Origin of the sequence: Chryseobacterium defluvii (assembly GCF_014204415.1) — a bacterium.
Lineage (GTDB): Bacteria > Bacteroidota > Bacteroidia > Flavobacteriales > Weeksellaceae > Chryseobacterium > Chryseobacterium defluvii_A.
Map to the genome: position 1 here is coordinate 126,676 of NZ_JACHLE010000001.1, position 18,335 is coordinate 145,010.

At 36.5% G+C, this 18,335-nt stretch carries 16 protein-coding genes and 1 pseudogene; 11 read left to right on the forward strand and 6 right to left on the reverse strand.

Going from position 1 to position 18,335, the window contains the following annotated elements:
• Positions 1–1,087 precede the first annotated feature (1,087 nt).
• Complete coding sequence (locus HNP38_RS00575; protein ID WP_184182850.1) at positions 1,088–2,809, reverse strand: helix-turn-helix domain-containing protein; 1,722 nt, start codon at positions 2,807–2,809, stop codon at positions 1,088–1,090.
• A 341-nt stretch (positions 2,810–3,150) separates the two neighbouring features.
• Between HNP38_RS00575 and HNP38_RS00580 the strand changes: the two genes are divergently transcribed.
• From HNP38_RS00580 to HNP38_RS00605, 6 genes are all read left to right on the forward strand, one after another.
• A complete protein-coding gene (locus HNP38_RS00580; RefSeq protein WP_194299319.1) occupies positions 3,151–3,474 on the forward strand; it encodes an RHS repeat-associated core domain-containing protein in 324 nt (107 codons plus the stop codon).
• A gap of 83 nt (positions 3,475–3,557) precedes the next feature.
• Positions 3,558–3,731 (forward strand): hypothetical protein, encoded by a 174-nt coding sequence (locus tag HNP38_RS00585; protein WP_184182854.1) that lies wholly within the window; start codon positions 3,558–3,560, stop codon positions 3,729–3,731.
• A gap of 35 nt (positions 3,732–3,766) precedes the next feature.
• Positions 3,767–4,195, forward strand: coding sequence for a hypothetical protein (locus tag HNP38_RS00590; protein ID WP_184182857.1), 429 nt, complete (start codon positions 3,767–3,769; stop codon positions 4,193–4,195).
• A 1-nt stretch (position 4,196) separates the two neighbouring features.
• Positions 4,197–4,544, forward strand: a complete 348-nt coding sequence (locus HNP38_RS00595) for a hypothetical protein (RefSeq protein WP_184182860.1) — start codon at positions 4,197–4,199, stop codon at positions 4,542–4,544.
• A gap of 145 nt (positions 4,545–4,689) precedes the next feature.
• Positions 4,690–5,199, forward strand: a complete 510-nt coding sequence (locus tag HNP38_RS00600) for a hypothetical protein (RefSeq protein ID WP_184182864.1) — start codon at positions 4,690–4,692, stop codon at positions 5,197–5,199.
• Between the two features lie 306 nt (positions 5,200–5,505).
• Positions 5,506–6,252: a metallophosphoesterase gene (locus HNP38_RS00605; protein ID WP_184182866.1), complete on the forward strand. Its 747-nt coding sequence runs from the start codon at positions 5,506–5,508 to the stop codon at positions 6,250–6,252.
• A gap of 435 nt (positions 6,253–6,687) precedes the next feature.
• On the opposite strand, the pseudogene metQ reads toward HNP38_RS00605, so the two are convergent.
• The 4 genes and pseudogenes from metQ to HNP38_RS00625 all read right to left on the reverse strand — a co-directional run bounded on the left by metQ (position 6,688) and on the right by HNP38_RS00625 (position 10,418).
• Positions 6,688–7,498: pseudogene (gene metQ, locus HNP38_RS00610) on the reverse strand (methionine ABC transporter substrate-binding lipoprotein MetQ).
• A 225-nt stretch (positions 7,499–7,723) separates the two neighbouring features.
• Positions 7,724–8,380, reverse strand: coding sequence for a methionine ABC transporter permease MetI (gene metI / locus HNP38_RS00615; RefSeq protein ID WP_184182869.1), 657 nt, complete (start codon positions 8,378–8,380; stop codon positions 7,724–7,726).
• Positions 8,373–9,401 (reverse strand): methionine ABC transporter ATP-binding protein, encoded by a 1,029-nt coding sequence (locus HNP38_RS00620; RefSeq protein ID WP_184182872.1) that lies wholly within the window; start codon positions 9,399–9,401, stop codon positions 8,373–8,375. The genes metI and HNP38_RS00620 overlap by 8 nt, the downstream gene beginning before the upstream one ends.
• A gap of 18 nt (positions 9,402–9,419) precedes the next feature.
• Entirely contained in the window at positions 9,420–10,418 is a 999-nt protein-coding gene (locus HNP38_RS00625) for an EamA family transporter (protein WP_184182875.1), read from the reverse strand.
• Positions 10,419–11,022: 604 nt separating this feature from the next.
• On the opposite strand from HNP38_RS00625, the gene HNP38_RS00630 reads away from it, so the two are divergent.
• From HNP38_RS00630 to HNP38_RS00650, 5 genes are all read left to right on the forward strand, one after another.
• The gene (locus HNP38_RS00630; RefSeq protein ID WP_184182878.1) at positions 11,023–13,134 is read left to right on the forward strand and encodes a type IA DNA topoisomerase; all 2,112 of its coding nucleotides are present in this window, start codon (positions 11,023–11,025) and stop codon (positions 13,132–13,134) included.
• 367 nt (positions 13,135–13,501) lie between these two features.
• Positions 13,502–13,924: a PaaI family thioesterase gene (locus tag HNP38_RS00635; RefSeq protein ID WP_184182882.1), complete on the forward strand. Its 423-nt coding sequence runs from the start codon at positions 13,502–13,504 to the stop codon at positions 13,922–13,924.
• 121 nt (positions 13,925–14,045) lie between these two features.
• Positions 14,046–14,390, forward strand: a complete 345-nt coding sequence (locus HNP38_RS00640; RefSeq protein WP_184182886.1) for a phage holin family protein — start codon at positions 14,046–14,048, stop codon at positions 14,388–14,390.
• Between the two features lie 394 nt (positions 14,391–14,784).
• On the forward strand, positions 14,785–16,779 hold the full coding sequence (locus HNP38_RS00645) for a S9 family peptidase (protein ID WP_184182889.1): 1,995 nt from the start codon (positions 14,785–14,787) through the stop codon (positions 16,777–16,779).
• A 149-nt stretch (positions 16,780–16,928) separates the two neighbouring features.
• On the forward strand, positions 16,929–17,423 hold the full coding sequence (locus HNP38_RS00650; protein ID WP_184182892.1) for a DNA-deoxyinosine glycosylase: 495 nt from the start codon (positions 16,929–16,931) through the stop codon (positions 17,421–17,423).
• A gap of 46 nt (positions 17,424–17,469) precedes the next feature.
• Here the strand turns inward: HNP38_RS00650 and HNP38_RS00655 are convergent, their stop codons facing one another.
• Positions 17,470–18,162 carry an AIM24 family protein gene (locus HNP38_RS00655; protein WP_184182895.1) on the reverse strand — a complete coding sequence of 231 codons (693 nt, stop codon included), beginning with the start codon at positions 18,160–18,162 and terminating at the stop codon, positions 17,470–17,472.
• Positions 18,163–18,335: the final 173 nt, after the last annotated feature.

The following is an 18,335-nucleotide window of genomic DNA, read 5'->3' on the forward strand; positions in this document are numbered from 1 at the left end:
TATTTTTTGATGCAAAGCTAGCAGGACCGTACAACTTTGCCAATGATTCCTAACCATAATTTCGGAAATCATTCTATATGCCAATCTGATTTTTATAAAAATATAATATTGATAATTAGATAATTACTCACATTTCTTAAAACTAATAAAACCGAAAATCATGCTTCCAAAATGTTTGCCGCTATTGTAGATGAATATTGTATTTTTAAGTCAAGTTTTGATCAAATGCCAAGGTGAGCATGATAAGGATTCATTCTTTCTTTATGTTCTTCGCTGATCTTATATTATTGCTTATTCCAAAAATAGATTGCCAATACTACCACGCCCGGCTCCGTCCCAAGAAATAGGTGTTGAGAGAAAAAAAATCTCTGAAAAATGATGAAAGCATTTATTAGCAGGCATTAAGAATATAATTTATTCATCAGTATGTACGAATATTCATACATGCTGATGGTAATAAAAAATACAATTCCGGGATTATAAAAAATCAGAAAAGGTATATTTTTGTACCATCAAAAAAGAAAATCGTTCTTTGACTTTTAAATAAAATGGAGATATGGAAAAAGTTGTTGGAACGGTAGTTTCTTGTAAAATACTATGTGACTTTACAACAAGGAGTAATAGCATAATAATGATACCTTTTGTATTTGTTTATAGGACAGAAATGGTGAAACCAAAACCTATTTTAAAGTCCTATAAAAATATCTGAGACGGATTTTCGTCAAACAAGCATAGAAAAGGAAACGGTTCGGGTCCCGTAAGGTTCTGTGAATTAGTGTGATTAAGTGGTTCGAGATTATGTAAGTAGGGGTCGCCAAGCTGTCTCATATAAGGCAGCTTATTTTTATATTTGTTTCTAACCAGGCTCTCTCATGAATAAGAACGCGGAGAGAAAGGTTTGAAAAGTATAACAAACTTGTATATCTCGGAAAATTATAAACAATGGGAAATCAGCCTGTACGCATATTCTTGCAGACCGATAGTAATATAAAACGAAGTTTTAGGAGTGAAGAATTAAGAGCGGGTAATGTTTTAATGTTTTTTGCTGCTTGCTGCATTTAAGTACAACACAATCTTATTTATTTCATTAATGATTATTCTTTTCCAATTGCTGAATGTAATATAATGGTGTCATTTTTACCCTGCTCTTAAAGGCATTGGTAAATGTAGTGGGACTTTTATAACCCAGCTCTTCAGACATTGCCTGAATAGTATATTTTCGAAATTTAGCATTGCTATTTAATTCTTTTAATACATAATTTATTCTCAGATTATTTACATATTCTGAAAATGTCATGCCTTTATGCTGATTTATGATTTGGGATAGGTAGGTTGTATTGGTGTTAAGCTGTTTTGCAATTTGTGCAAGTTTGAAATTATTGGATAAGAATTTCTTATCCGACTCCATTAAGTCTATTTTTTTGAGGATCTGATTAACTAATTCATCTTCTATTATTATAGGATTTTCGATCTTTTCGGTAGTTACAGGATAAATATTGAAATTATGAATTTCATCAATCTTTTTTTGAAATTCCAGGAATGTCTTCTTTTTTCTTTTATTATTCCTATAAACAATGAAAAAAATAATTACGGAAAATGTTAGTACAAGCAAAACTATTAACAAGAAAGTAAATCTTCTATTTTTCTTTATCATTTCTTTAGACACAGATTTTATTTCCTGCTGCTCATACATTCCTAAAAAAGCATTTCCCGAAGTATCCCGGACTCTTTTCTTTTCCATTTCAGACAGGCTGAGTTTCGCATATCTATATGCACTTTTACTTTCTCCCGTGTTTTCATAATTAATGCTTAACAGGTGATATATTTTCAGCTTAGTGTCATAGGCACATTTTGCCTCAGTCTTTTTGTTATATACTTTATTAATATAATAAAAAGCGGAATCAGTTTTTTTGAGAAATGTATATATTTCGGCTTTTCCCAGCCAGACTGTCTCACGGGAAAAGTTTTTTTCCATGAGTACAGAATTTTTTTCACACTTGTTGTAAAGTGATAACGAATAATTATACTGTTTTTTCAGTAAAGCGATATGGGCCAGCCTGTGGGTGAGTAGTGTTTTAGAATGTTGAGCATGGATAGAAGAGTGTTTCATTATCTGATAAGCTCTTTCATAATTAAGTTTAGAAGAATCCAGAAATTGCTTTTGACCGGTATCTTTATACCACTTAATAAATGCATCTCCTTTTGTGTTATAAGTTGTGGCAATTTCTTCTGATTTCAGGAAGCTATTGTAAAGAACATTTTCTTTATCCTGATAAATATCATTTATTCGGAGATCCAATACCTGAATACCTTTTTTATAATTCCCTAATTCTATATACGCAACGGCAAAAAATATTCTTTGCTTTTTCTGATATATCGGGCTTAATCCCTGAGAGAAAAACTTCAAATATTTTAATCCCTGTGAAACATTTCCCATCCTTTTTTCAATATAGAATAATCTTGATATCCCAATATGCTTTAGACTTTCATAATATGCCAGTGTGAGTTTATCTTTATTATTTTCAACCTCCCTTAATGTAGATAAAACAGCTTTTTCTGCATTCAGGTATTCTCTATTTCTATATAATGTGGTAGCGGAATCAAACTTAATATATAAATGATCACTCAGGTCATATTTAGAGAGTCTTTTAAATTTTATATTTTCCTGATTCAATTTAAAATACGCTAATTCTTTTTGGCCTTTTTTTAATAAGCTGTCTATTTCTAATGAAGCTTTTTGATCCGATGTATTTTGAGAAAATACTTTTATACAGATAAAAAAAATATATAAGACCTTTACCTTTTTCATTAAAATTATTATATGTGGTTATGTTTTTTCAAAAGTATTCAAAATTTAAAATACAAACCAAGTTGTAGTATCATTAAAACAATTCTTAGTTAGAAACAAGAAAATTATCTGTTTGATTTCTATAAAAAATTAGGTAACAATATTGTTACCTAATTTAATTTCTAATCCGGAGATCAAAGAGAGAGAATTTTATTCTCAAAATGGATTAAGAAAAGTGGGTTTTTCTAAGAAAGGAAAAAATTAAACCTATACTGGGAATATAGCTTAATTTGATATATTGATTTACTTTTTTTAACATTATAAAAAAGTAACTTTTTCTTATCTTTAGATTTCTTCCAATATTGTATAATAATGTCTGGAAACTGGGAGGAATTGTAGAGACAAATAATTACTATCCTTTTGGCTCGTTACATGGTTATACGAAGAATACCCAGAATGCTTATCAGTACAAGTACAACGGGAAAGAACTCCAACAGATGGGGATGTATGATTATGGAGCGCGAATGTATATGTCTGATTTAGGTAGATGGGGTGTTCAAGACCCCAACCAAGAATCGTATACTAATGATTCTTCATATAATTATGTTGGGAATAACCCAATTATGAGAATTGATCCAGATGGAAGAGACTGGTATTATACGGGTATCTTTACAATAAGGATTTAAACAGCAATAATGTTGCTCAATTCTTTATAGATAATAATATAGAAGGTGTCCAATATGCTTTTGCAAGTAATACAATGGGAACTATGAACTATGCAGCAGATGGGTATATATATGATGACTCTGAAGATGGAGGAGGAAAACCTGTTGAAAATGGGAGAATAAATAATATTGAGGGAGTTACGATTACTAAAATCAATTGGTGGAACAGCCCTTTAGCAAAGTTTTTTAGTGCCTGGCAGATTTGGAGTTACTACTAGTACATCCGCAGGAGGGGGGAGAAGTTGGGACTAGTATGGGACTTGAAGTAATTACAAGAGGAAAAGATACAGGAATTTATTTTGACCCAGGAAACACTTTAAGTCTTGGTTTAGCTTTCGGAGCGGGAGGTGAAGGTGATTTATCTTTCTTTAGTAGTACTTTTACGGGTAAAGTTTCTGATATGAACTTAAATACGGTTGTAGGAACAGAAGCATATGTAAGTGGATCTCTTGTTGATATAGTGGGGGTTGTTGGTAAAGTTGCAGTTTCTTTTGATCCAAATCCTAACAATGGTCCAGTATCAGGAAGATGGGTTACACGCTCTGTTGGAGTTGCCGCAGGAGCTAAAGGCTATGTCGGAGTTGGTGTAACTCTTACTAATACAAGAGTTGGTGTTGGTTTTGATGGAAAAATAAGAGTAGCTGATTATACAGGTGCCGTAACTGGAAAAGGATCATATTAATATGGAGCTAAACAAAAGAAATATTATTATCGTTATAATAATTATTTGTACAGGTGTATTATTTGTATTTTTTTGGAATTTAAATAAATACAATAAATTTTATAGTTCAGAACTAACAGGTGTAATTCAAGAGATAAAATCTAATAGAAAATTTGAAAACTCTAAAGTAGCTAAATTTGTTAGAGATAGTAATTTTAATTATACTTTTTGGATTTATGCTCCTGATAAGAACGATTTAAAAATAAGCGATTCCATTTATAAATCGAAAAATTCCGAGGATTATCAGATTTACCGAAAAGACAGTTCAGGAAACTACCAATTTTACAAAACATTAAAAAGTAAACCATAATAGAAACCGCTACTCTTTCGAGTGGCGGCTTTATTAATTAGGATTTATATAATATCCCCCAATTTTAATAGAATCATTTTCTTTATGTAGGGTGAATTTTTCTTGAGTATTTTTAATTATAAATTTGTAAACACAAAATAAAACTATGAATTCAAAAATAATTTTTTTCTCAATAATTTTAGCTTGCTGTTCGGGTAAAAAAACGGATGAAAACGTTAATACAAAAAACAATTCAAAAGCTGAAATAAAACAGAAAAGCAATGTAACAACTGAAATCTCAACGGATATAAATCAACTTGAAAAATTGATCAACTTATCCGAGGTTAGACCTGAAAAAGTAAAGTTTAAGTATACATTTATAGACAATTCAAAAGGAAGAGTCCCGGGACCTTCTGATTCTTTTTTGGAAGCGGTTTTATATTTTGACGATGCAACGATGGAAAAGATAAAAAGTTTTGATAAAAATGCAGACTTTCCAAATACGGGTTTTCAAAAAAAAGATTTTAAATTCAATTGGCTGGATAAAGAGATACTTACCGAGTTGGAAAATTCCGGCCCTGAAAAAACTGCCCGTCCTGATTTTGTTTTTGGAACTGAAAATGGAATGTGCTGGTATTTAAAAAATAAAATTCTATTCATAAAACGGACAACATAAAAATATGATCCTGTTATCACTTAGAATAAATGAAGTTGCAAAAACAAAGCGCTGCCCTTAATAAGGACAGCACTTCCCGTTCAAAAACCAAAATTATTACTGCTTATTACTTTACCTTAACCTTTCCACCCTTTAAGATCATATTTTGTAATTGGATACTACAAATTTATTCTCTGGGAAGAGAAATAACAATCCCCGGAAAACAGTATTTATTTCTACCGGAAATCAGGTATTGGATCCGGGAATAATAAGCATTATATTATCTGTGAGTATATTGATGGATCAGAAAAAAAATAATTTATTATAATGAAAATACAGATCATCAGTGATTTGCATCAGGAATTTGGTTATACCGATTTATGTTTTGATCATTCGGATGTAGTGGTATTGGCAGGAGACGTAAATCTGGGAACAAAAGGAATAGAATGGATAAAGGGTGCAATACCGAACAAACCTGTGATCTATGTCCTGGGCAATCATGAATATTATAAAGGTTCCTATCCGAAAACACTGAATAAAATAAAAGATGCGGCCAGAAACTCTGATGTTTTTGTGCTTGAAGATTCCTTCGTGGATGTAGGAGACGTAAGATTTCACGGAGCAACTCTATGGACGGATTTCTCCATATTTGGAGACCCGAAATATCATGGAATGATCTGCCAGCCGGTAATGAACGATTACAGGAAGATAAGACGCGATCCGTCCTATTCCAAAATGAGGACGATCGATACATTCAAAATCCATCAGTTTTCTAAATTATGGCTGCAGGAAAGCCTTCAAAACTCAAAGGGGCTCAAAAATATTGTGGTCACACATCATGCACCCAGTATAAGATCCGTCCCGGAGCAGTATAAAAATGATCCGGTGACTTCTGCTTATGCATCCGATCTTGAGGACTTCATCCGGGAACATCAGCCATTATACTGGATCCACGGGCATATTCATACTCCCTGCAGATATGAAATAGGCAATACGGAAGTCATCTGCAACCCTCACGGCTACATTATCGAAAAATATAACGGTTACGAAAAAGAACTGATCATCGAAGTTTAGAACACAAAAGCTGCCTCGAAAGTCAGAAAAATGACCATTGTTATTCTGAGCCTGTCGAAGAATCTATGAAAATCAATCGTTCAAGATTCTTCACTGTATGTATGAATTTTGTTTGCAGACCTTCAGTCTGTATTCAGAATGATACTTTTGAGATCACTTCTTTCCGGATAATTAAACTAATACCATTTTTGCATTGAAAATACCATAAAGGATTTCGGCGCGGCGGCAAAGCCGCCGCGCCGAAATCCTCAACAAGCAAATTTTTCATAAAAGTAATTTCAAAGGTAAAATGGTATAATTTATTCAAAATATGCTTTTCCATTGCAATAACCAATGATCATTCATCATTCATCATTCATCATTCATCATTCATTCTCCTAAACCTCCTTATCCATAGTACGCAACTCAAAACTTATAACTTTAAACTCATAACTCCTACCATCCCTTCACCGCACCTCCTTTAAATATCTCTTCCGCCTTCCTGACCACCTCATCAGACTGGTAAGCTTTCACAAAATTTTTCACTTTTTTCAGTATTCTTATTATCTTCCCTTGATACCACAACATTCACATAAGGAGAATCTTTGTCTTCCTTCAAAATTCCGTATTGAGCAGTATCCAGGCCTGCCTGTGCAGCAAAATTATTGTTGATCACAGCAACGATCACTTCTTTATCATCTAAAACCCGGGGAAGCTGTGGGGCTTCAATTTCCAGGATCTTCAGCTGTTTCGGATTAGAGGCAATATCTGTGACTTTCGGTAATAACCCGACACCGTCTTTTAATTTGAGTAAACCGTTTTTCTGAAGCAGTAATAATGAACGCCCACCGTTGGTAGGATCATTGGGAATAGCCACCGTGCTTCCGTTTTGCAGCTGGCTGATGCTCTTGATCTTTTTCGAATATGCGATAATAGGATAAACGAAAGTATTACCTGCAACAGCCAGTTTATATCCTCTCTGTTTAGATTGTTCGTTCAGGTATGGGACGTGCTGAAAAGCATTGGCGTCGATATCTCCGTTATTTAAAGCTTCATTGGGAACTACATAATCATTAAAGGTAACCAGCTCTACATCAAGATTATATTTTTCCTTAGCAACTTTTTTTGCAGTCTCGGCGATCTGCTGTTCAGGCCCTGAAGTAATTCCTACTTTAATATAATGGGGATCATCCTTCTTTGAAGAATTACATGCATTGGACAAGAATAAACCCACGGTCAATAAACCTAAAATCTTTATTTTTTTCATTGTAAATTGTTTAATTATTTTTTGTTGAATGGCGAAAAAGTAAAAGGGTAAAAGGGCGGAATTGCAAAATCGTAAAATTGCAGAATTGTGCTAATTCTTCTTTCAAACTCTCACACCCTCAAAATCATTATACTTAAATTTTTAGAAGATATTATTGAAGAGAAAAGGCTAAAAAACGATTTTACAGTTTCGCGATTTTGCGATTCCACCCTTTTACAATTTCACCTATCTATGATCAAATCTCTTTGCCAATCGGTCACCCGTAAACTGGATCATAAACACCAAAACCACCAATAATCCCAGTACAAGATTCATGATCACAACATCATATCCGATATACCCGTATTGGTACCCAATTTGCCCCAGCCCGCCCGCACCTACGGCACCGCCCATTGCAGAATATCCTACCAATGTGATCAGTGTTATTGTGGCATTATTGATCAGTGACGGAAGTGCTTCCGGAAGCAGGACTTTCTTGATGATCTGAAATGGAGAAGCTCCCAAAGCTCTTGCCGTTTCAATTAATCCGTGAGGAACTTCCAGCAGGCTGTTTTCAACCAGTCTTGCGATAAAAGGTGCAGCTCCGATGCTTAATGGAACCAGTGCAGCATTCACGCCAATGGAAGTACCCACCAATGCCCGGGTGAATGGGATCATCCATACGATGAGAATGATGAAGGGGATAGAGCGGAAGATACTTACCAGAACCGATAAGACCCTATTATAAAAAATATTTTCCAAAAGCTGGCCTTTTCTTGTGAGGAATAGTAGAATTCCTATAGGCAGTCCCAGAACAAAACCAAAAAATCCCGAAACAAAAGTCATAAAAACCGTTTCCCAAACCCCTTTCGACAAAAGCGAAATCACAGTATCGTTAAGCATAGCCTCTTACCGTATTTTGAATATTGTTCTGGTTGAAAAAATAAATTGCTTTCTGATTCTCATCAGCTTCACCCTGCAGCTGAAGCAGCAGTTTTCCGAAACTGGAGCTGCCGAGATATTCCACATCTGCTTTCAGAAGCTTGTAGGGAATCTTATATTCATCGTAGATCTTTGAAAGCAGCTTTTCAACGGAGATATTTTCATTAAGCTCTATTTCAACAAGTGGAAACAGGCCTTCCCGCGGCTCTTTCTCTATTTTTTTATTCAATTCCTGAGGTATAGTCATGATGTCTGTATTTATAAATTGTCGGATGACCGGATTTTCCTTATCCGAAATGATCTCGCTCAACGTTCCTTTGGTTAATAGTTTTCCCTTATCAATCACTGCAACATGATGGCAGATGGCTTTAATGACCTCCATTTCATGAGTAATTAAGAGAATAGTGATTCCTAAACGCTGGTTGATGTCTCTCAATAATTGCAGAATAGATTGCGTGGTTGCAGGATCCAGCGCGCTTGTTGCCTCATCACAGAGCAGGAGATAAGGGTCGTTGGCCAGTGCCCTTGCAATGGCAACCCTTTGCTTCTGGCCACCTGAAAGGCTTTTAGGATAATCATGGGCTTTATCTTCCAGCCCTACGATCTTCAGCAGTTCATTCACTTTTTCCCTGATCTTATCCTTATTCACATGATCCAGTTCCAAAGGAAGCGCCACATTTTCAAAAACCGTTCTGGAAGAAAGTAAGTTAAAATGCTGGAAGATCATCCCGATCTTTTTACGTTCTTTAGCCAGTTGTTTTGAGTTCAGGGCCGTAAAATCCTTCCCATTGATCACAATTTTTCCCTGGTCAGGCCTTTCCAATAAGTTTACAGTCCGGATCAGGGTACTTTTCCCTGCGCCGGAAAACCCGATGATCCCTACAATGTCACCCTGCATTACCTCTAAGCTTATATTGTCAAGAGCCTTAAAAGACTGCTTTTTCTGATGAAATGTTTTTGAAATATTCCTGATATCTATCATTTTAATCTTTTATTACAATTATATAGGTTGATAAGGCCTGTTGATACGGTTAAAATATCTGATCACCCGTCTTACCTTTACTTTTGACCGTTTGGAAAGTTTGAAATACTTCGTAATATTGGTAAGAAGCACCCCGATCAGGATGATCGATAATCCGTATAGCTGATTCCCGTTAATAGCCTGATTGGTAATCATCCATCCTGCAATAACTGTTACGATAGGATTGATATAGGTATGGGTACTTACCAAAGCGGCAGGTTTTACCGATAAAAGCCATATATAGGACAAATAGGCTATAATAGATCCGAATAGAACCAGGAACAATAATCCGAGCCATGCCGATAAAGGAACCCTAATGATGGAAAAAGAGCTCCATTCATTTCTGAAGAACGCAATAACGAAAGATATTATTCCTGCAATAATAAGCTGCTGGGCGATATTCATAAAAGTAGAGTGGCTGGCAGGATTTTTCTTGGAATATAAAGAACCTAAGACCCATGCCACGGAACTTAATGCCAATACAATAAAAGCCGTTATTCTAAGGGAACCGTTGGCTACAGCATGGTTTGACTCTGAGCTGATGCTCCCGTTAAGGAACAGGATGAGCCCGATAAAACCCATGACAATCCCTATGGGGATAAACTTATCTGAAAAATAATATTTCCAGTTCTTTTTATCGATGGCAATGAACCAGAATGGCCCTGTGGCAATGGCAATAGCCGCTTCGGAAGCCGTTACATACTGCTCACCCCAGGCTACAAGCCCGGTTCCGCCGGTAAGGATCAGGATTCCTGTAATACCGTTTTTCTTCCAATTAGCTATAGAATCTGCTTTTTCTCCTTTGATCAGTAAATAAACCAGGATCAGTATTCCCGCAATAAAAAACCTGAACCCGGAAAGAATAAAAGGAGGGAAGCCCTGTAATCCGAACGAAATTGCCAGAAATGTAATTCCCCATATCACATAAATATTGGTGAATGCTATCGGGATCAGCCATTTGTTTTTAGAAGTGTTCATTTTTGTATTCTTTAATGTTGTTAAAAAAAAGGCCCTACAACGTGGTAGGGCCTTGAAATATGTCATAAAAAAATAAGGTCAACCACAATAATGTCTAAGTACAGGCATGCAGCAATGCATCATCATTTTGATGATATATTCTCTAACAGAATTGTTTGTAGATACTGCTTTCATTGTTTTCTTTCCTGAATACGGTTGCAAATATAGGACATATATTTTTATTAGTCTACTAAAAATGTAGACTTTTTGAAAATTAATGTAAAATTAATATCTAAATATTTGATTTATAGCAGATAAAAAATACTAAGTCTGTTTAAACTTCAAACTAAATCACGAAAGTCACAAAAGTTTCGATGCCTTAGTTTCCCCGGATCTTTGATTTCCGCTTATGTGAACTTTAAAACGGTATCATCGTAAACTTAATTAACTAAAGTGTTTATAAAATCTATATATTCTAAAAAACTTTTGTGACTTTTATGGTGATAGATAAAAATTTAAACTTCCTTGTCCTGTTTCCCTATATCAAATTCTTTTAAAAATTCCTTCTGGAAAAAGTCAAAAAAAATCCTGAAATTTGCATCCCTTTCCATAATTGAGGATATTCATGAAACTTTGTATTGCCGAAAAACCCAGTGTTGCCAGAGATATAGCCAAAGTGTTGGGTGCTACCACGCCGAAGCAGGGCTATATGGAAGGAAACGGATATTGTGTGACCTGGACCTTCGGGCATCTTTGTACCCTGAAAGAACCTCACGATTATGGTCCGGAACTCAAATCGTGGAACCTTATTTTTCTTCCTATCATCCCTAAAAACTTCGGAATAAAACTGATCCCGAACAAAGGTGTGGAAAACCAGTTTAAAGTGATCGAAAGATTGATAGAAGAATGTGATGAGGTCATCAATTGCGGGGATGCCGGGCAGGAAGGGGAGCTCATACAAAGATGGGTATTGCAGAAGGCAAAGTGTAATAAACCGGTTCATCGTTTATGGATCTCATCCCTTACTGAAGAAGCCATCAAAGAAGGCTTTGCAAGCTTAAAGCCGGCTGAAGATTACAAAAACCTTTATCTGGCAGGAAATGCAAGAGCAATCGGGGACTGGCTGTTGGGAATCAATGCGACCAGGCTGTTTACCAAGAAATTTGGAGGAAATAAAGCCGTCCTTTCCATCGGAAGGGTACAGACGCCTACTTTGGCTATGCTGGTTCAGCGCCAGAAAGAAATTGACGTCTTTACCGTAGAAGAATATTGGGAGCTCAAAACCAAATACCGTGAAGTGATCTTCAATGCAGCTATTGACAGACTGAAAACCTTAGATCGTGCAGAAAAAGGCTTGGAATACCTTAAGCAGAATCCTTTTGAAATTGTTTCCTTTGAAATTAAGGAAGGAAAAGAAAGAAATCCGAGGCTGTTCGATCTTACCGGGCTTCAGGTGGAAGCCAATAAAAAGTATGGCTATTCTGCAGAAAGCACGTTGAATTACATCCAGAGTCTTTATGAAAAGAAACATGTAACCTATCCGCGTGTAGATACCACTTATTTATCAGAAAGCTTATATCCGAAAGTAGGAGGGATCCTCCAAAGCATGGCCTTTTATCAGGAACTTGTTGCTCCCTTACTGGAACAGCCGGTCCCGAAATCCAAAGCTGTCTTTGATGATACCAAAGTAACGGACCATCACGCGATTATTCCCACGGAAGTTCCGCCGTCAAGAAATCTGAGCAAAGAAGAAAAACTGATCTATGACCTTGTGGCCAAACGTTTCATTTCCGTTTTCTATCCGGAATGTAAGATTTCAAATACACTCGTAGAAGCCAAAGTAGGAACTATCCCTTTCAAAACGAGCGGAAAGCAGATTCTGGAGCCCGGTTGGAGGATCGTTTATGATAAAGAAGCAAAAGAACCCTCCGAAAAAGACAAAGAAGAAGAGCAAAGCATTCCCGAATTTACGGTAGGCGAAACGGGGCCTCACGAACCAATGATCCATCAGGGAAAAACGTCCCCGCCAAAGCCCTATACCGAAGCAACCCTTCTGAGGGCGATGGAAACCGCCGGAAAGCAAGTAGAGGATGAGGAACTCCGTGAACTACTGAAAAATAACGGTATCGGAAGGCCTTCCACGCGTGCCAATATCATAGAAACACTTTTCAAACGAAAATATATCGAGAAGAAAAGAAAGAATCTGTATGCTACCCAGACAGGAATTCAATTGATAGATACCATTGAAGATGAACTTCTGAAAAGCCCCGAATTAACAGGAGAATGGGAATTAAAACTCCGTAAGATAGAAAAAGGGGAGTATGAAGCCAACCAGTTTAAAGAAGAGCTGATCCGGATGGTTACAGAACTGACCCGGAAAGTGGTTGACGGAAAAGGAAAAATGATCATACTGCAGGAAGAAAGCGAAGTAAAAGAGAAGAAAAAAAGGGAACCCGCTCCGAAAAAAGAGCTTCAGTCCTGGGAAGAGACAAAATGCCCAAAATGTAAAGGACATCATTTGATCAAAGGAAAAACGGCTGTAGGATGTTCCGACTTTAAAAACTGCAGTTTTAAAATTCCGTTTGAGATATTCGGGAAGAAACTATCAGATAAACAGCTTTTGGATCTTATATTAAAGGGAAAATCATCAAAGCTTAAAGGCTTCAGCACGCATCCGGATGCCTTAACGGAAGGAGTTTTGCTATTGTCTGATGACTTTATCGTTCAGCTTAATTAATTTATTGTCAACCACAAAAGTCACAAAAGTTTTTTTTAATACTTTAGTTGCTTAAGTTTAAGAAAAGGCTGTTTTAAAGTAGACATAAGCTGAATATTTCATGGGCTGCATTCACAGACCTTCAACTTGTGCTCAATATCAGGTTTCCGGAAAAACTTATGTGTTCTTATTTATGCAGTAATATTTAACTTTAAAATAAACTAAAGTGTTAAAAAAAACTTTTGTGACTTTTGTGGTTCATGATAATTCTTCAGCATGACTATGTTCTAAAAAATTAAAAAAATTAGTATTAGTCATGTCATGCTAGGCATAGTCGAAGCATCTCATCATAACTACATTCATTATCTTTGCTTAAAATAACAGCCCAATGACCCCGGAAAAAAAGAAACTCATTACCGACAGCTTTAATCGCTCGGAAACCTTACAGTTCTATAAAGCGGAACTTCTTGAAGCAGAAACGGACTTCATTTCCATGAAGATCCCGAAAATGGAGCTGATGACCAGGAGAGCGGGAATGTTTAACGGTGCTATGATCGCTTCTTTGGTAGACGTCTCTTCAGGATATGCAGCCGTAAGCCATTATGAAGAAGACTGCTATGTAGTAACCGTAGAGCTGAAGGTGAATTATCTGCGGCCCGCGATAGGAGATGCGCTGGTTTCCAAATCGTATGTTTTGAAAGGCGGGGCAAAGATCAGCGTAGTCAGAACAGAGATTTATACGGTGAATGAAGGCCAGACTTCGGAAAGTCATGTTGCTACTTCACTGGTTACTATGATGAAAATAAAATAATAATCCTGATAATGAAAACTGAGTAAAATATTGCGTAAATTAGATATTCGTTAAAAACCGGTTTCATGTGAATGGAACAGGTTTTGTAACATAGTTCACATCAACATTAAAAATCAATATCATGAACTTAATTATTCGATTACTAATAACTTCAATCGTTGCTTATCTTTTAACTAAAATATTACCGGGAGTACATTTTGAAGGATTTACCTCGGCCATTATTTTTGCTATTGTATTAGGGGTCTTAAATCTGATCGTTAGACCGATACTGAGTATTTTAGGGCTTCCGCTGACGATTATTACATTGGGGCTGTTTGCTTTGGTGATTAATGCTATCATTATCCTTATTGCAGATTACTTCATTGACAGTATGGTGGTAGATGGCTTCTGGTGGGCACTGATCTTTAGTATCGCACTTTCGATCATTACCTCTTTGGCAAATTCCTTTATTTCGGATGAAGATTAAAATAAAATCAATGATAACTTTAAAGATCGTCACTTAAAAACTGGCGATTTTTTTTGCGAATTTTAATAACCATAAAAGTCACAAAAGTTTCTAAACACTTTAGTTTATTCTAAAGTTAAATATTACTGCATAAATTAAGAACACATTAGATTTTCAGCTTATGTGAACTTTAAAAAGCATTATTAAAAAAACTTAAGTAGCTAAAGTGTTTACAAAATCTGTATGCTTCAAAAACTTTTGTGACTTTTATGGTTAAATTAATCCAAAGAAACTTATAATGTTAATTTTTTCAATCATTGTATTTTAAATATTAACTTTGGAAATCTTTGAATTGAACGGGAATTTATGAAATCATAATTGATTGCATAGATCCATAAAAAATGAACATCAATATATGAAACTTAAGTACAGCCTGCTTGCTTTGGCAGCTCCACTTTTAATGAATGCACAACAGCTAATGACACCCGAAATTCTCTGGACTTTGAAAAAAGTAGGAGTACAGGCAGTTTCACCGGATCAGTCTTCACTGATCTATAAAGTGGGACAGGTAGACCTGAAAACAGAAAAAACAAAAAACGAGAACTATTTTCTTAATATCCTTAATAACCAGTCTTCTAAAATAGATCTTGGAAAAAAAGCTCTCATTCAGTGGGATAAAAACGGGATCTATGCTCAGGAAGGAGATAAAATTTATCAGTCTAAGGACAATGGAAAAACCTGGACAGAATTCTATACCATAGCAGAGGCTGATAACATCGTGATCTCACCGGACGGAAAAAAGATCGCCTTTAGTAAACAGGTTTTAGTAGAAAAACTGATGGGAAAGGATAAATATGCAGATACCCCAAAAACCACAGCCCAGATCTATACAGACCTTAATCACAGGCACTGGGACTATTTCAACGAAGGGAAGTATAACCATGTTTTTGTGGTTAATGTTTCGGATAAAGTAGAGTCTGCAAAAGATCTGCTGGAAGGAAAAACATGGGATTCTCCCCAAAGGCCTTTCGGTGGGGCGGAAGACTTTGTCTGGAGTCCGGATTCTTCCCAGCTCTTATATGTCACAAAACCCAAAAGCGGTAAAGAATATGCAGCAAGTACCAATACGGATATCTTCGCCTATGATACAGCTTCCGGCTCTGTTAAAAATTTAACGGAATCCAATCAGGGGTATGATGTAAACCCTAAATTCAGTCCGGACGGGAAATCCCTTGTTTGGCAAAGTATGGAAAGAGATGGGTACGAAGCGGATAAAAATGATGTAAAGCTGATGGACTGGAAATCAGGAAAAACAACCAACCTTACCAAAGGATGGGATGAAAGCGTTACCGGAGATGTCTTCTGGAGTGGCGACTCTAAGATCATCTATTTTACAGCTGCTTTCAGAGGAACAAAACAGCTTTTCTCCGTGGATCCGAAGAACTCAAAAGTTCAGCAGATCACCAAAGGAGATTTTGACGTGAATGAAATTTTTGCAGATAACAAAAACTCCCTTATAGTAGGCAGAACAGACATTAACCACGCAACAGATCTGTTCTCGGTAAATCTTAAAAACGGAGAAATGAGTCAGGTTACGGAAGCTAATAAAGATACCTATGGAAAGCTGAGTCAGGGAAAAACCGAACTTAAATTGGTAAAAACTACGGATGGAAAAGAAATGGGTGTATGGTTCCATTATCCACCGAATTTTGACCCGAATAAAAAATACCCAACTTTATTATATTGCCAGGGAGGTCCTCAATCCGGATTGACACAGTATTTCAGCACAAGATGGAACTTTGCCTTAATGGCAGCCAACGGTTACATCGTAGTAGCTCCGAATCGTAGAGGAATGCCGGGCTGGGGAACAAAATGGAATGAAGACATTTCCAAAGACTGGGGCGGGCAATCCATGAAAGATTATCTGGCTGCCGCAGACTACGCAAAAACTTTATCCTATGTTGACGGAGACAGAATGGCGGCGGTTGGCGCAAGTTATGGAGGATACAGTGTATTTATGCTCGCAGGGATGCATAATAATAGATTTAAAACTTTTATTGCACACGACGGGTTATTTGATATGAAATCATGGTATCTGACCACAGAGGAGCTCTGGTTTGCCAACTGGGATCTGGGTTCCCCTTGGGATAAACCATTACCAAAAGCATATACGGATTTCAATCCAAGTAATTTCGTAGATCAATGGAATAAGCCCATTATGATCATCCAGGGTGGAATAGACTTCAGGGTTCCTTATGAGCAGGGGCAGGAAGCTTTCCAGGCAGCAAAACTGAAGGGGTTGAAAACAAAATTCCTGTACTTCCCGAACGAAAACCATTGGGTGCTTCATCCGCAGAACGGGTTGGTATGGCAGAGAGAATTTTTCGAATGGTTAAAGGAAACACTATAAAAATTCCCCTCCTTTGGAGGGGTGTCAAAAATTTAAAAATTTTTGACGGGGTGGTTTTATAATTTACAGAAAAACAAAATAATAACGGGCTTTAGCCCGTTTTTCATACCTCATTTTCAAGACTTCAGCCAAATTCTTACATTTGAACAATGCAAAACAGGATTTATTCTTTTCCTCCAATTATAGACCATCATTCCAGGATCTTGATCTTAGGCTCAATTCCCGGTGTGAGGTCTTTAGAAAAACAACAGTATTATGCCCATCCGCAGAATGCATTCTGGAAAATCATCTTTACCTTATTGAATGAAGAATTTACAGAAGATTATGCCGGAAGAGTTAGCATTTTAAAGAAGTATCATATCGCACTTTGGGATGTTATTGACTCCTGTGAAAGAAAAGGAAGCCTGGATACTGAAATCAGGAATGAAGAAGCCAACCAGATCGCAGAACTTCTGGAAGAACATCCGAACATTGGAGCTATCTTCTGTAACGGAGGGAAATCCTATAAAAACCTGCAGAAAATTTTAGGAAAGAACTTCAGAATTCCCATATTTCTATTACCCTCTACAAGTCCGCTGCATACTGTTTCATTAGAAAAGAAATTAGAAGAATGGAAAAAGCTCCTGGAGTTCTTTGAATATTAAAAAGCAAAGACAGAATAGAATGTCTTTGCTTTTTATTTTATATCAATTATTTTTCCACTACATACACCTCCTCATAAGGCTGAATAAGCACCCATCCGCTTCCCGAGAATTTCATCTGGAATTCCTCTCCGCTTCCTCTTCCGATAAGGCTTTTTAGAGATACATTGGTTTTCAGTTCAGGGCTTAAATTTCCTGACCAGGCAACCGTGGCATTAGGGTCTGTAAAAACAGGGTTGTCCGGGGTTACCATTAATGTCAGAGGATCACCGTGGGTGGTAATGGCAATATGCCCTGTCCCGGAAAGTCTTACCTGGAATAATCCGCCCGACATCATCCCCGCAATACTTTTCAGCATGGTGATATCACTTTTTATGCTTTGTTCATGGGCCAGAACATCATTTCCATTGACGCATACCGCTTCATTGTTCAGATACAGGATACGCACCTTCTTTCCGGAATCTGCTACATATAATCTTCCCGTTCCTTCGGCTTTCATCAGTTTGGAACCTTCTCCGCTGACTACTTTTTTTAATAAATTCCCTAAACCTCCTGAAAGCATTCCCTGCCTTTCGAAATTAATGCTTCCTACATATCCCACCATACTTCCGGCTTTGGTCCATACTGCCTGGTTATTAAGGTTGATCTCTAAAAGCTGGGGTTTCTCAAGCTCGAAATAATCTCTCTCCTGCGGGTTTTCTTTTGTTTCATTAACGAATGCTTCTAATGAATATTTGCTCATATATATCAATTTTAGTTTCAAAAATAGTTCTTTTTTCGTTTTAGAACTACTACGATATTATGTTTTTGAAGCTATATAAAATAAAACTTGACAAAGGGGTATCGAATGTCGTATATTTGCACCTCGAAAATTACACCATGTAACTTTCATAATTTTTAAACCGTAATTTAAAA

Bases quoted from the DNA above. Each gene is read 5' to 3' on its own strand.
- HNP38_RS00605 (WP_184182866.1), top strand. From the start codon at position 5,506: ATGAAAATACAGATCATCAGTGATTTGCATCAGGAATTTGGTTATACC.
- HNP38_RS00585 (WP_184182854.1), top strand. From the start codon at position 3,558: ATGAACTATGCAGCAGATGGGTATATATATGATGACTCTGAAGATGGA.
- HNP38_RS00635 (WP_184182882.1), top strand. From the start codon at position 13,502: ATGACCCCGGAAAAAAAGAAACTCATTACCGACAGCTTTAATCGCTCG.
- HNP38_RS00650 (WP_184182892.1), top strand. From the start codon at position 16,929: ATGCAAAACAGGATTTATTCTTTTCCTCCAATTATAGACCATCATTCC.
- HNP38_RS00575 (WP_184182850.1), bottom strand. From the start codon at position 2,809: ATGAAAAAGGTAAAGGTCTTATATATTTTTTTTATCTGTATAAAAGTA.
- HNP38_RS00595 (WP_184182860.1), top strand. From the start codon at position 4,197: ATGGAGCTAAACAAAAGAAATATTATTATCGTTATAATAATTATTTGT.
- HNP38_RS00640 (WP_184182886.1), top strand. From the start codon at position 14,046: ATGAACTTAATTATTCGATTACTAATAACTTCAATCGTTGCTTATCTT.
- HNP38_RS00645 (WP_184182889.1), top strand. From the start codon at position 14,785: ATGAAACTTAAGTACAGCCTGCTTGCTTTGGCAGCTCCACTTTTAATG.
- HNP38_RS00620 (WP_184182872.1), bottom strand. From the start codon at position 9,401: ATGATAGATATCAGGAATATTTCAAAAACATTTCATCAGAAAAAGCAG.
- HNP38_RS00600 (WP_184182864.1), top strand. From the start codon at position 4,690: ATGAATTCAAAAATAATTTTTTTCTCAATAATTTTAGCTTGCTGTTCG.
- HNP38_RS00590 (WP_184182857.1), top strand. From the start codon at position 3,767: ATGGGACTTGAAGTAATTACAAGAGGAAAAGATACAGGAATTTATTTT.
- HNP38_RS00630 (WP_184182878.1), top strand. From the start codon at position 11,023: ATGAAACTTTGTATTGCCGAAAAACCCAGTGTTGCCAGAGATATAGCC.
- HNP38_RS00655 (WP_184182895.1), bottom strand. From the start codon at position 18,162: ATGAGCAAATATTCATTAGAAGCATTCGTTAATGAAACAAAAGAAAAC.
- metI (WP_184182869.1), bottom strand. From the start codon at position 8,380: ATGCTTAACGATACTGTGATTTCGCTTTTGTCGAAAGGGGTTTGGGAA.
- HNP38_RS00625 (WP_184182875.1), bottom strand. From the start codon at position 10,418: ATGAACACTTCTAAAAACAAATGGCTGATCCCGATAGCATTCACCAAT.